Origin of the sequence: Gemmatimonas aurantiaca T-27 (genome assembly GCF_000010305.1) — a bacterium.
Taxonomy (GTDB): Bacteria; Gemmatimonadota; Gemmatimonadetes; order Gemmatimonadales; family Gemmatimonadaceae; genus Gemmatimonas; species Gemmatimonas aurantiaca.
Genome location: NC_012489.1, coordinates 4,603,066 through 4,616,763, shown reverse-complemented (window position 1 = coordinate 4,616,763; position 13,698 = coordinate 4,603,066). Strand labels below are relative to the sequence as shown.

Sequence of the window (13,698 nt, the reverse complement as noted above, 5' to 3'; positions counted from 1 at the left end):
GGCTCCCTGCCCCCCTGCATCCACCGTCGTGAGTCCAGCCAGGAAGTCCTCCGTACCCGCCAAGCCGCCGAAGTCGGATCTGTACGAAGTGCGCCGCTCGCGCATTCAGGGACGCGGTGCGTTTGCCGTGAAGCCGATCCGCAAAGGGCAGCACATCGACGAGTACTGGGGAGAACGCATCACGCATGACGAAGCGGATCGCCGGTATGACGACACCGAGGGCCGGCACCATACGTTCCTCTTCGTGCTCGATGACAACACGGTGCTCGATGCGCGGCGGCAGGGGACGGACGCCCGCTTCATCAACCACTCGTGCGATCCGAACTGCGAGACGATCATCGAGGACGGGCACATCAACATCAAGGCGATCAAGCCGATCAAGCCGGATGAAGAGCTCGTGTACGACTATCGGTTCGAATGGCAGGATGAATACGAACCGGAGGATGTGCGCTACTACGCGTGCCGTTGCGGATCCAAGAAGTGTCGCGGGACGATCCTGCGTGTGCCGGTGTACCTGCGCGCGACGGTGCGCGAGTGGCTGGCTGGCAACGATGTGAAGAAGCCGCGGAAGCCGGCCAAGAAGTCGGCGGCGAAGGCGGTGAAGAAGTCCGCGAAGAAGTCCGCGAAGAAGGCTGCGAAAAAGGCCGCAAAGAAGGCGACCAAGAAAGTCGTCAAGAAAACAACCAAGAAGGCGAGCAAAAAAGCCGCCAGGAAGTCCTCGCGCACGGTGAAACGGTGAGCGAAGGCGACACGGGCCCGGTCGGCAAGGTGGGCGGAACGCGTGCCTATACCGGGCGCGTGATCTCGGTGGACGTCGATCAGGTGCGGTTTCCTGACGGCTCCATCGGTTCTCTGGAGATGGTGCGCCATCCCGGGGCCAGCGCGGTGGTGCCGGTGATCGGGGACATGAGCGCCGATCCCATCGTGTTGCTCATTCGGCAATACCGGTATGCGGCCGAGCAGTATCTGTACGAGATCCCGGCCGGTCGACTCGACCCCGGTGAGTCACCGGAACAGTGTGCACATCGGGAGCTGCAAGAAGAAACCGGGTACACGGCCGATCAGGTGGATCACCTGTTCACCATGTACACGACGCCCGGGTTCACCGATGAGAAGATCCATCTGTTTTTGGCCAGAGGGCTGACGGCGGGTGAGGCGCACCGGGAAGCGGATGAGTTCGTCGAATTGGCTCCGATGCCGCTCTCAGCCGCCATGGCGCTCATCAAGAACGGCGAGATTCAGGACGCCAAAACGGCGCTGGCATTGTTCTATGCGGCAGAATTCCGGATCGGTTGAGCCGAATTGACGGTCTCGGTGTCCACTTTCTCGGACGCCGAGGTTGGAAATGGGGACGTTTCCAGTCGGTTCGTAGATCTGGTGATGGGTGACACTGAACGGCAAGTCATTGAATGGCATAGTGTTGCGTCGGATTGTTCCAAAAGGTTCCCGACGGCACGACCCGTGCGATAGAGGAATGTGCGCACCGACCTCAGACCGGATGTCCACCGGGCAGGACGAGAGCGCCGCGAGCGCGCAGGATCTTAGGCTCGCGTCACCGCAGGAGGAGGGCTCGACCCATGGCTTTTGCCGAACTTGCTCGTACGCAGCGGACTTCACAGCAGACCACAACGGTGCCCGTGCGCGAACACCTGCGCACGCTCGAAGATGGTGATGTGGTGTCGTCATTCCTCGCGGGTGAGGAACGGGCGTTCGAGGAGCTTGTTGACCGCTATCAGGGACGGCTCCTCAACTTCGTATACCGCACCATCGGCGATCGGGATCGCGCCGAAGATCTGGTGCAGGAAGTTTTCATCCGCGTCTATCGCCACATCGCGCGCTTCGACCGCTCGAAGAAGTTCTCGACGTGGATCTACACCATTGCCTCGAATCTGGCCAAGAACGAGCTGCGCAACCGGTCGCGCAATCCGCTCGTGCTCTTCCAGACGATCAAGGCGAAGTTCGAGGACGAAGATCGTCCTCTGCAGTTCGAGGACGTGCATACGCGCCCCGATGACCTGTTCCGCAAGCGCCACCTGCGGGAGATGGTCGAACAGTCGGTGGGCAAGTTGCCGGCCCATCACCGTGAGGTGTTCGTGCTGCGCGAACTCGAGGGCAAGTCGTACGAAGAAATCGCCGAGATCACCGGCGTGAACCTCGGTACCGTGAAGTCGCGCCTCAACCGGGCGCGCACGGCCTTCGCCGAGATCATAGCCCCTATGGTTCGGTAAGGCGTCTGATTTCTAGAGTGAGCAGGGGGCAGTTGGAAAGGACATAGACCAATAGGACACCATCCTATCGATCTGCGCCCTCTCCAACTGCCCCCTGCTCCCTTTTGATATAAAACCGGCGCGCCGCCGCCGGGCCGTTTCTCCAATGACATGTCATTCGTCCCAACCAGAGCCGGGACGGGTATTGCCACCAGGACACAGGACGGGGATTATCCTCGGACCGCCTGTCGGAACCAGCCCGACGCGCCCCGGGTATCCTGGCATGCAGCCGCCATACTGCAGCGGGTGCCACCGGATTTTCCGCAGGACTCCGATCCGTACCGATGGACTGCAAGCAATTTCGCAAACAGCATCTCGCCTACCTCGACAACACCCTGTCGGGAGAGGCGACGACCGCCGCCCAGCATCACGTGATGGTCTGTGATCCGTGTGCGGCGCACGACACGATGGTTCGACGGTCGTTGATGGTCGCCAGAAGCCTGCCGACCCTGTCACCGAGCGACGAATTTCAGGCCCGTCTGCGGGAGCGACTGGCCACCTGTCGGTCGGCTGATGGCCGGTATCCGGTTGGCGACGAGCTGGGACTCGCCAGACCGCGCGCCACCAAGGCGCTGATCGCGGTCGCCGCCAGCGCGGTGCTGGGCGTGATCGCGATCCGAAGCTTTCAGGGAGACCGTCCCTCGGAGCTGTCCATGCAACCGGTCATTGCGTCGCAGCGGGCGGTGCCGATGCCTATTTCCGCCGCGCTGCCAGCCAATGCTGGCGCCATCACCGGCGCTCCCACCTACGTGACGCCCGCGCTGATGCAGGTCATGGCCACCGGCAACCCGGTGTGGCCCGCGGCGATGATCATCGAGGATGCGCCGCTGCAGCTCGTCAGCGCACACTTCTCCTTCGAAGTCCGTTAGTTCGCGATCGGCTTCGCCGGTGCCGAACGAGGGCACGGCGGGGCGATCGGTTTAGATTGCGGGCATGCCGCCACGAGCCGCTGCCCCCAGCAAGGAAGCGTCACCCCTGCGCACCGTGCAGGCGGCCGTCCAGGCGCGCCAGTTCGATCCCGTGTATTACCTGCACGGTGACGACGACTATCTGAAGGACGGCGCGATCCGCGATTTGTTGGACGCGGCCATCGACCCGAGTACGCGCGATTTCAATTCCGAGATGCGTCGCGCTGGCGATATCGACGCCGAGACGCTGGGCAGTCTGTTGAACACCCCGCCCATGTTGGCCGAGCGTCGCGCGCTGGTGCTGCGCGATGTGACGGCGCTCAAAAAGGCGGCGCGGGCCCAACTCGATCGGTATCTCGCCCGTCCGGCTTCCGATACGCTGCTGCTGCTGGTGAGTCCCGCTGGCAGCAAGGTGGACACCGCGCTCGTTGAAGCCTCCACCTCACTGGCCTTCACACCGCTGACGCCTGAACGGGTGCGCCGATGGATCACCCATCACGCTGGCACCGCGCTCAATATCGATATCGCGGCTGATGCCGCCGAGTTGTTGCAGCAGGCAGTGGGCAACGACCTGCACCTGTTGGCCGCCGAGTTGGACAAGTGTGCGAGTTATGTGCTCGGCGCGCAGGACGCCGCGGGTACGACGGGTACGGCGTCAGACCATGCATCGAATGCCGCACCGGACATCACACGCGCCACCATCGATGCGGATGCCGTTTCTGCCGTCGTGGGCGTGCGGCGCGGAGAGACCGTCGCCGATCTGCTGGATGCGGTGGCCCGTCAGGATGCGGCGGTGGCCATCACGCTCGTGGGGCATGTGTTGGGACAACCCAAAGTCACCGGCGTGCAGATCGTGATGATGCTGAGTACACAGGCCTTTGCGCTGTCGTTCGGCCGGGCGCGCCGCGATGCGGGTGTGCCCACCAATCGCCTGCCACAGGAGTACTTCGCTTTTCTCAAGGAAACAGGCGGATTTCCCGGTCGGCCATGGGGTGATGCGGCGTCGGCCTGGACCAAGGTGACGGAGCGATGGAGTCGCGCGGCGTGTGATCGTGCGCTCCGGTTGTTGCTGGAAGCAGATATGGCACTCAAGGAAACCACGGTATCGAATGCGGAGCAGATCCTGATGTCGCTGATTCTCGGGCTGTGCGCCACACGCACGTCGGCGCGGAGCGCGGCATGATGGTGTCACAGACACAAAAGCCTTGGCGTGGCGTGATGGCCCTGTGTGCCGCCGGCGTGCTGGCATGGCCAACACATGATGTGGCCGCACAAACCACCGGAGGTGACGGGGTCAGTGCGGGATTGACGCGCGAAGTCTCACGCGCACGCGCCCTCATCGAACGCGGTGATGGTGAGAATGCACGCGCCGTGCTCGATTCGCTGGTCGGTGCTGCGCCGCTGGCCAGCCTCGATCTCGCGGAAGCGCTGTACTGGCGTGCCGTACTCGCCGAACGCATTGGTGATGCCGAACGGGATTGGAAACGCCTGGTGATCGAAGCACCATTGTCACCCCGTACCCCCGACGCACTGCTGCGTCTCGGTGAACTCGACATGTTGCGCGGGCATCCGGCCGATGCCCGTCCGTACTTCGAGCGCGTGGTACGCGAGTTTCCAGACAGCACGCGCATTGCGCGCGGCACCATCTGGCTGGTGCGCAGCTACTTCGACGAAAGCGAGTTGCCGCGCGGATGCCAGACGTTGCGCGCGCTGCCGGTGGCGAGTGTGCCCGAAGGCGAACTGCGCCTGCAGGCCGATGAATTGCGTCGTCGATGCACATCGGTGGTGACCACTGCGCCCAACGCTCCCGCCGCCAGTGGTGCGACGGGTGGCGCCGTGCCCAAGGCGACATCGCCTGCCGCGTCGGCGCCGGCACCGGTGGAATCCACGACGACCGCTTCGGAAAAATCCGCCTCGGCGTCGGGACGATTCAGCGTGCAGCTCGCGGCCTTCGATACACGCAAAGAAGCGGAAACATCGGTGGCCCGTCTCAAGCGGGCCGGCATCACGGCGCGCATCGATGGCAGTCGCAAGCCATTCCGCGTGCGCACCGGACGCTATGAAACGCGTGCGGAAGCCACCGCCGCACTGGCCAAACTCAAGAAGCAGGGGCAGGGCGGTTTTGTCGCGGAGATCAGTCCGTGAGTGGTTCGGCAACACCGTTGATGCAGCAGTACCGGGAGATCAAGGCGCGCCACCAGGATGCGATTCTGTTTTTCCGGATGGGTGATTTTTACGAGATGTTCTACGAAGACGCCGAAACGGCGTCACGGGCGATCGGACTGACGCTCACCGCGCGCAACAACGGTGGCGCGGCGGAAGTGCCACTGGCGGGCATTCCGGTGAAGGCGGCGGCCGAGTATCTGCGCCGGCTGGTGAGTCAGGGGTATCGCGTCGCGATCTGCGAGCAGGTGGAAGACCCCAAGCTCGCCAAGGGTCTCGTGAAGCGCGAAGTGGTCGAAACGATCACCCCGGGTGCGGCATTTGCCGATGATCTGCTCGATGGTGCGCGCGCCAACTACGTGTGCGCGCTGGCCATGGTGCGCGATGTCATGCGTGATGCCCCGCGTGACGCGGTGCCGGTGGGCATTGCAGCGGCCGATCTCAGCACGGGCGAAGTCCGTCTCTTTGGCGTCACTATTGGTGATGCGCCGGCCGTGTTGGCCCGTCTCGCGCCGCGTGAGTTGTTGTTGGTGAAAAACGCGGCGCACCCTGAGCTCGCGCCGGTGCTGCGACAGGCCGAACAGGCACTCGTGACATCGCGGGAAGGTTGGGAGTTCGATGCACAGTTGGCCGCCGATGATCTCGCGCGACAGTTCGATATCCGCAGTCTCGAGGGGTTTGGGCTCGGCACCGACGATGCCGCGGCCGTGGGCGCTGCGGGGGCGTTGCTGCGCTACCTGCGTGAGCTGCAGCCTGGCGGTCTGCCGCACCTGGCGCGACCCACTATGGAGCGCTCCGGCGGCGTCATGCCGCTCGACGAGATGACACGCCGCAATCTCGAGTTGGTGGAATCGTTGCGCGGTGATCAGCGCGACAACAACGGCACCCTGTTGTCGGTGCTCGATCGCACCACCACGCCCATGGGCCACCGCATGCTTCGGCAGTGGTTGCTCGCGCCGTTGCTGGAACAGCCGGCCATTGAACAGCGTCTCGATGCCGTGACGGCCCTGGTGCGCGACCCTGTGGGGCGCACGGCGTTGCGTGACGCACTCGATGGGGTGCGCGATGTGGAGCGACTGGCCAGCAAAGCGGCCGCAGGGCGCGCCACACCGCGTGAACTGCGTGCGCTTGGTGATTCGCTCGCCCGCCTGCCACTGGTGGCCAAGGCGGTGCACGGCGTGCTGTCGAACGGAGCCGGTCATACCGCCGGTGGGGTGCTGTCCGCGATGTTGGCCGACTGGGACGATGGGGCAGAAAGCGCGGAGCGACTCACCACCATGCTGGTAGCGCGTCCGCCGCTCACGATCGGTGAAGAAGACACCATCGCGCCGGGGGTGGACCACGATCTCGACGAGTTGCGGGTGCTGCGCGACGGTGGCAAGGATGCGATCGCGACCATTCAGCAACAGGAGCGTGCGCGTACCGGTATCACCTCGCTCAAGGTCGGGTACAATCGGGTGTTCGGGTACTTTCTCGAAATCTCGAACGCCAATCGCCACCTGGTGCCCGACGACTATCAGCGACGGCAGACGCTGACCGGTGCCGAACGGTATGTCACGCCGGCGCTCAAGGAGTACGAAGAGAAGGTGCTCAACGCCGCCGAACGCATCGAATCGCGTGAGCGCGAGCTGTTCGAGACACTGCGGCGTGATGTGGGCGTGCAGATCACGCGTTGGCAGCAGGTGGCGCGACGTGTGGCTACCATCGACGTGCTGGCCAGCTTTGCCGATGTCGCGGAGCGTGAGCAGTACGTGCGCCCCGTGTTGCACGATGGATTTGCGCTCGATATCCGCGCGGGTCGCCATCCGGTCGTGGAGCGCATGATGGCGCGCGAGAAGTTCATTCCGAACGACCTGCAGTTCACGGAAGACGCGCAGCTCATCGTGCTGACCGGTCCGAACATGGCCGGCAAGAGCACCATCCTGCGACAGATCGGTCTCATTCAGCTCATGGCCCAGGTGGGCATGTATGTGCCGGCACATGAGGCACATCTGCCCATCGTGGATCGATTGTTCACCCGCGTCGGCGCCAGCGACAATCTCGTGCGCGGTCAGAGTACGTTCATGGTGGAAATGAGCGAGACCAGCGCCATTCTCCATACGGCCACGAAACGATCATTGGTGTTGCTCGACGAGATCGGACGCGGCACGAGCACCTACGACGGTGTGTCGATCGCATGGAGCGTGAGTGAACACCTGCACGATGGGATTGGCTGCAAGACGGTGTTTGCCACGCACTATCATGAGCTCACCCAGTTGGCCAACGAGTTGAGCGGTGTGCGCAACTTCACCGTGGCGGTGCGCGAAGTGGGTGATCAGGTGCTGTTCCTGCACCGGCTCATTCCGGGCGGCGCCGATCGTTCGTATGGCATCGAGGTCGGCCGGTTGGCCGGATTGCCTGCTCCGGTGATCGCGCGCGCCAAGGAAGTGCTGGCCTTGCTCGAAGGTGAAGGCGAGCAGATGGCCGCCCGCCTGACTGCGGAAGGCATGCAGGCACCATCGAGCACCAAACGACGAGGTCCGCGTCTCAAGCACCAACTGCAGGCCAGCACCGACCAACTGGGTTTCTTCGGTGAAGCCGCCGTGGTGGATCCAGCCCTCACGCGCCTGGCCGATGCGGTGGATGCACTCGAGCCCGAGCAGATGACGCCGATGCAGGCCCTCAACACGCTGGCCTCGCTCAAAGAGTCGCGTCGGCAGCAGCAGACCCCGTCGTGAGCTCTGTGTGATGACCACGCCATCGCGAAAGCCGACCAAGGCCGAGCTGGCTGCTGCCGTCACGAAGACCGTGCCGGATCTGCTCGCCCCTGATTTGCGTGTGCTGTTCTGCGGTATCAACCCGGGGCTGTACACGTCTGCCGTCGGTCACCACTTCGCGCGGCCGGGCAATCGCTTCTGGCCTGCGCTGCATGGCGCGGGATTCACGCCACGGTTGTTCTCCCCGTGGGATGAACACGAGCTGCTCCCACTGGGCTACGGCATCACCAACATGGTGGAGCGCACCACGGCGGCGGCGGCCGAACTGACAGCCGCGGAGTATGTGGAAGGCGGGCAGCGCCTGCGTCGTGTGGTGGCGCAGTATCGACCGCGTGTGGTGGCGTTCATGGGCATCGGCGCGTATCGCACGGCGTTTGGTCGTCCCAAGGCCACGTTGGGCCTGCAGCCCGACGCCCTGGGTGACACCGCCCTCTGGACACTGCCCAGCCCCAGCGGACTCAATGCCAACCATCAGCTCGGCGACCTGATCGCGCTATTGCGCGAACTCCGGCTGTGGGTGGAAGCTTCATTCTGACCTTCACTCCGTTTCAGCCATGCCGCTCCTGACCACTTTCCGTCGCTCCCGCGCGACCTCCGTGATGATTCTGCTCGCCACGGCCGGACTCGTTGGCACGGCCGGGGCGTTTGGTGCCTGTGGCGACGCAAACCACAGTGCGGCGGCCGACAGTGGCACGCCCGCAGCAACGCGCACGCCTACCTACACCTTCGATGTGGTGAACGTGTATCCGCACGATCCTGCGGCGTTCACGCAGGGGCTGCAGTGGCACGACAACCGTCTGTTCGAAAGCACGGGTCAGGTGGGCACGTCGGGGCTGCGCGAAGTGGACCTGTCGAGTGGCCGCGTGGTGCGACAGCAGCCGCTGGAGCAGCCGCATTTCGGCGAAGGCATGGTCATTCTGGGCGACAAGCTCTACCAACTCACCTGGCAGAGTGGCAAGGCCTTCACGTACGACTGGAAGACATTCACCCGCACCGGCACGTTTTCGTACGACGGCGAAGGGTGGGGACTCACCACCGATGGCACATCGCTCATCATGAGCAATGGGTCGGCGAGCATCGTGTGGCGCGATCCGAACACGTTTGCGGTGACCAAGACGTTGTCGGTGACCGATCGTGGCACGCCGGTGGCGGCCATCAACGAGCTCGAATGGGTGAAGGGCGAGATCTGGGCCAATGTGTGGCAAGTGGACTCGATCGCCCGCATCGACCCCAACACCGGCACCGTGATCGGCTGGATCGACCTTTCGAACCTGCTGCCGAAGATCGATCGTACCGGAAACGAAGATGTCCTCAACGGCATCGCGTACGATGCCGCCAAGGACCGGATCTTCGTGACGGGCAAGCTGTGGCCGAAGCTCTACGAGATCAGCATCAAGCCGCGCTGATCATTGCGGGATGTGGTGACATGGTGAAGCGGCCGTGGTGCGCTCCGGATCAGCGGATGCGCACCAGTGCGTATCGCAATGACGATGGGGGTACCGCACCATTGCTGCTGACCGTGATGAGCGCACTGGTGTTGGACAGACTGAACCGCAGGTAACTGCTGGTGCCACCGGCCAGCGCGACACGCTGGGGCACATTGCTGCGCAGGGAGCGCGTGGCAATCGGATACACCCCAAGCGCTCCGCCGCCGCTGAATCGGAGCCCGGGGTAGATGCTGCGGAAACTCCATGCCGGAATGGTGTAGGTCGCTCCGAGCGCGGTCGTGGTGGCAGCGGTGTAGTCGTCGGCGATGAGTGCGACTGACCAATCACGCAGATAGTCGGCGAACTGATTGCCGGAGAGCACGGATTGCAGGTTGGCGACACCCGTGGTGTTCGAATTGACCAGCGCCCGCAGAAACGCCGCCTCGCCGCTGGCGCCTTGTCGACCTGCCGCATACCGCAGGAAGTTCCAGATCGCGCCGCGCGTGGACAGCGAATCATTGGGTGCGTACGGCGAGTTGGTTTCCGGTGCGATGAGGAAGTTGTAGAAGCGCGAGAAGTTCTGCGAAGCGTAGTTGCGGAACTGCTCGGAGCGCACTGTGGTCGCGCTGATGTCGTTGAGCGTGATGTTCTGCCGTGAGGAGAAACCGGCCACGCGGAAGAACAACAATTCTTCGGCGATATGCGACAACCCCTCGTCGAGCCAGGTTTGCTCATTGGGAGAAGCGCCCACGTTCACGTACAGCCGGCGTGAGGCATTGATGAGGTGCTGCAGCTCGTGGGCGATGGTGGCGAGATTGAGCAGGGTCACCTCGTCCTTCGTGCGACGGTTCCCATTGATCGTGGCATTGGGATCGGGCACGAGCAGATAGAACATCTCGTTTTCATTCGACGCCGCGCAGGCCTGCACGCCGGTACGGGCGGTCTTGGGATACAGATCACGCGCGAAGAAAAACCCGCCGATGGTGTAGGCAGCCCCCGAGGGCGTCAGGGCGTTCACGGCGCGCGTGTAGAACAGGATGATCTTGCCGTATTGACTGATGTTGCTCGGCGCACCGAACGCACTGGTGTCCATCGGAAACACGAGTGTGTCGAATGTGGCCAGAATGCTGGTGTACTCGGCGTCCGTGTACCCACCGGTGGGGTTGTCGGTATCGGTCACGATCACGGCCCGCGTTCCCACTGCCGCGACACGGCCATTGCGCATGTCGGCGGCAGAGCAGGCCAGATTGGAATTGACGTTCAGGCGAATGGCGTCGCCAACCGCCAGGTCGGCCAGTAGCGCGCTCCGGCTGAGCGACGTGCGCTGCGTTTGCCAGGCACGGGCCTCGTTCACCAACGGGGTGAGTTCCCGCTGCGCGATCAGCGATCGACGCCACTCGGCTTCGGTGTTGGCATCGGTGCCTGCCTGTACCACGGTTGCACCAGTCAGTCCATCGAGCAACGCACTGCTGACCGTGCTGCCATCGCCCGTGAGCGCTCCGAAGACCGGCGCATTGGTGCCCGCACTGACCACATCCAGGATCGTGGCCGCACCGAAGTTGGTGCTGGTCGAAATGAGCGTGAGCGCGTACTCGGCGTTGATGATGTTCTGCGCGGAGATGCACGCGGAGATGCTGTTGGATCCGGCCGGTGGCACGTACACCTCGCCGAGTGCGAGGGCGCGTGCAGTGACCGGGCCACAGAGGCTGGCACCGGCCGGCCCTACGGTGACCGGCACGGTGTCGGCGCGTCCCGCACCACCGGCCACGATGCGCGCGGTGCCCTGCACAAGGGCTGTCACCAGTCCGCTGGCGTTCACCGATGCCACATTCGACTCGAGCGAGGAGAACGTCACTTCCTGCCCGGCAATCTGATTGCCGTGTTGATCACGCACGGACGCGCGCACCCGCACGGTGTCGCCGACGCCAAGGTAGGCCACTTCGGGTGTGGCAACGACTGTCGTCGCGGCGCCGGGCAACACGGTGGCGGTGAACGTGACCGGGTTGAGTCCCGAGACCTGCGCGGTGACACGCACCGTGCCGGCGGTGGTGCCGAGTGTCCAGAGCGCGGTGGCTGCGCCGCTGCTGTTGGTGGTGGACACGGCGGGGCTGACCGAACCGGAGCCCGCGCTCACGTTCCATTCCACGCGCCGACTGGCAACGGGCTTGTTGTCTTTGTCGGTGACCACCACGGACAGTGGCGTGGGCAGGGCCACACCGGCCACCCCCGTCTGCTGATTGCCCGCATCGGCGCGGATGGCGGTGGGGGCCGGACCGGGATCGGTGCCACTGTCGCCACTGGAGCCACAGGCCGTGGCCAACAGCACCAGGCTCGACGTCCAAAGGGCGGCGGGCACAGTACGCGCCAGAAAATTGCGCAACGGAGTCATGAACACAGTCCAGGCAAGAAACGATCAGCCGTGAATAACCACAGGTGACACATCGGACGCGGGGCGGGAGATGTGATGCCTGAACCGCAGGGCAGCGGTGGGCGTCACCTCGAAAGAAAGATGGACTGCGTCACAACGGATGCGAGGGCAGGCGGCGGCGGCCAGGTGTAGATTACGTCACTGCACGAAGCGGCGCGCCCACGACGGTGTGCTCGTCCCGTCCCTCCTGTTTTCGTGACCAACTCTACCATGGCCACTACGCTTTCCGCCGACTCCGCGTCGGCCACTCCTGCAGAACACGTCCGGCACCGCCTCCCCTACGAGAACGTACTGGCGACGATCGGGTGGACGCCGCTCATCCACCTCGCGCGGGTGGCCAAGGGGATCCGGACACCACTGCTCGGGAAGGCCGACTTCTTCAACCCCGGTGGCAGTGTGAAGGATCGCATCGGGTTGCCGATGATCGAAGCACACGAAGCCGCCGGCACACTCAAGCCCGGTGGGACGATCGTGGAAGCCACGAGCGGGAATACCGGGGTGGGACTGGCCATTGCGGCAGCACTCAAGGGCTACCGGTGCATCTTCACCATGCCCGACAAGATGTCGCAGGAAAAAGTCCGCCTGCTGAAAGCGTTCGGTGCCGAAGTAATCATCACGCCCACGGCGGTGCCGCCGGACCATCCGCAGAATTACGTGCAGATGGCCAAGCGCATCGTGAAGGAAACACCGGGCGCGGTGCTGGCCGGTCAATTCGAGAACCCCGCCAATCCCGCAGCACACGTGGCCACGACGGGTCCCGAAATCTGGGAGCAGACGCAGGGGCGTATCACGCACTTCGTCGCGTCGGCGGGCACGGGTGGCACCATCACGGGCGTGGCCCGCTACCTCAAGAGCAAGAACCCGAACATCAAGATCATCGCGGCCGATCCGATGGGTTCGGTGCTGGCGGAATTGTGGCGCTCGAAGGGTGAGGGACATCCCACCGGCGCGCCGTACAAAGTGGAAGGCGTGGGTCAGGACTGTGTGCCGGAGACACTCGACATGAGTGTCATCGACGAGTTCATCTCGGTGAGCGACAAGGACGCGTTCTCCATGGCGCGTCGTCTCACGCGCGAAGAAGGCATCTTCGTGGGTGGTTCGGCCGGTCTGATCGCCCATGCGGCGCTCAACGTGGCTCGGCGTCTCGATGATCCCGAGGCCATGGTCGTGACGTTCCTCTGCGATACGGGCGAGCGATATCTCAGCAAATTGTACAACGACGAGTGGATGCGCGAAAACCAGTTGCTCGATGCGCCGCAGACCTCCATCGCCGATGTGCTGGGCAACAAGGACACCAGCGCCGCAGCGATCGTGAGCGTGACGCCGGGCGCTACGGTGCGACAAGCCATTCGTCTGATGGCATTGCATGACGTGTCGCAGGTGCCGGTCATGGATGGTACGGTCTGCGTGGGCAGTGTGGCCGAATCGCAGCTCACCACCAAGTCGCTTGCCGACCCGAAGGTGCTCGATCACACGGTGAGCGATGCGATGGACCAGCCGTTCCCCATCGTCGAGTCGGACCAGGCCGTAGAGAGCGTGGCCAAGCTGCTGTCCAAGAGCAATCGTGCGGTGCTGATGCGCAAGGACGGCATCATTCAGGGCATCGTGACACGCTATGACGTGCTCGAATACCTGATGCATCGCAGTTGAGCAGGACCGGCTCCGTCAGGGCGTGGTTATCACCGCGACCCTGACGGAGCCCAATGTGGTGGGGCGATAAACGCCCGGAGCGCGCGCGGTATCGAATGA

The 13,698-nt window shown here is 63.9% G+C and carries 11 protein-coding genes; 10 read left to right on the top strand and 1 reads right to left on the bottom strand.

Annotation, left to right across the window (positions count from 1 at the left end; genetic code table 11):
- The first annotated feature begins 28 nt into the window (after positions 1-28).
- The 9 genes from GAU_RS19970 (at position 29) to GAU_RS19930 (ending at position 9,500) form a co-directional block, all read left to right on the top strand.
- Positions 29-739, top strand: a complete 711-nt coding sequence (locus GAU_RS19970; protein WP_015895726.1) for an SET domain-containing protein — start codon at positions 29-31, stop codon at positions 737-739.
- Positions 736-1,296, top strand: coding sequence for an NUDIX hydrolase (locus tag GAU_RS19965; RefSeq protein WP_015895725.1), 561 nt, complete (start codon positions 736-738; stop codon positions 1,294-1,296). Before GAU_RS19970 ends, GAU_RS19965 begins: the two co-directional genes overlap by 4 nt.
- A gap of 281 nt (positions 1,297-1,577) precedes the next feature.
- Positions 1,578-2,228: a sigma-70 family RNA polymerase sigma factor gene (locus GAU_RS19960; RefSeq protein WP_052574567.1), complete on the top strand. Its 651-nt coding sequence runs from the start codon at positions 1,578-1,580 to the stop codon at positions 2,226-2,228.
- A 323-nt stretch (positions 2,229-2,551) separates the two neighbouring features.
- Complete coding sequence (locus tag GAU_RS19955; protein ID WP_015895723.1) at positions 2,552-3,136, top strand: zf-HC2 domain-containing protein; 585 nt, start codon at positions 2,552-2,554, stop codon at positions 3,134-3,136.
- Between the two features lie 64 nt (positions 3,137-3,200).
- Positions 3,201-4,358: a DNA polymerase III subunit delta gene (gene holA / locus GAU_RS19950; protein WP_015895722.1), complete on the top strand. Its 1,158-nt coding sequence runs from the start codon at positions 3,201-3,203 to the stop codon at positions 4,356-4,358.
- Positions 4,355-5,320: an SPOR domain-containing protein gene (locus GAU_RS21565; protein WP_156799159.1), complete on the top strand. Its 966-nt coding sequence runs from the start codon at positions 4,355-4,357 to the stop codon at positions 5,318-5,320. Before holA ends, GAU_RS21565 begins: the two co-directional genes overlap by 4 nt.
- A complete protein-coding gene (mutS, locus tag GAU_RS19940; RefSeq protein ID WP_015895720.1) occupies positions 5,317-8,055 on the top strand; it encodes a DNA mismatch repair protein MutS in 2,739 nt (912 codons plus the stop codon). The genes GAU_RS21565 and mutS overlap by 4 nt, the downstream gene beginning before the upstream one ends.
- A 10-nt stretch (positions 8,056-8,065) precedes the next feature.
- The gene (gene mug, locus GAU_RS19935; RefSeq protein WP_015895719.1) at positions 8,066-8,629 is read left to right on the top strand and encodes a G/U mismatch-specific DNA glycosylase; all 564 of its coding nucleotides are present in this window, start codon (positions 8,066-8,068) and stop codon (positions 8,627-8,629) included.
- Between the two features lie 19 nt (positions 8,630-8,648).
- A complete protein-coding gene (locus GAU_RS19930) occupies positions 8,649-9,500 on the top strand; it encodes a glutaminyl-peptide cyclotransferase (RefSeq protein ID WP_015895718.1) in 852 nt (283 codons plus the stop codon).
- 49 nt (positions 9,501-9,549) lie between these two features.
- Here GAU_RS19930 and GAU_RS19925 read toward each other — a convergent pair whose 3' ends face one another.
- Entirely contained in the window at positions 9,550-11,910 is a 2,361-nt protein-coding gene (locus GAU_RS19925) for an Ig-like domain-containing protein (protein ID WP_041265753.1), read from the bottom strand.
- A 234-nt stretch (positions 11,911-12,144) separates the two neighbouring features.
- Here GAU_RS19925 and GAU_RS19920 point away from each other — a divergent pair, with 234 nt between their 5' ends.
- Positions 12,145-13,599 (top strand): pyridoxal-phosphate dependent enzyme, encoded by a 1,455-nt coding sequence (locus GAU_RS19920; protein WP_231847945.1) that lies wholly within the window; start codon positions 12,145-12,147, stop codon positions 13,597-13,599.
- The last annotated feature ends 99 nt before the right edge of the window (positions 13,600-13,698 follow it).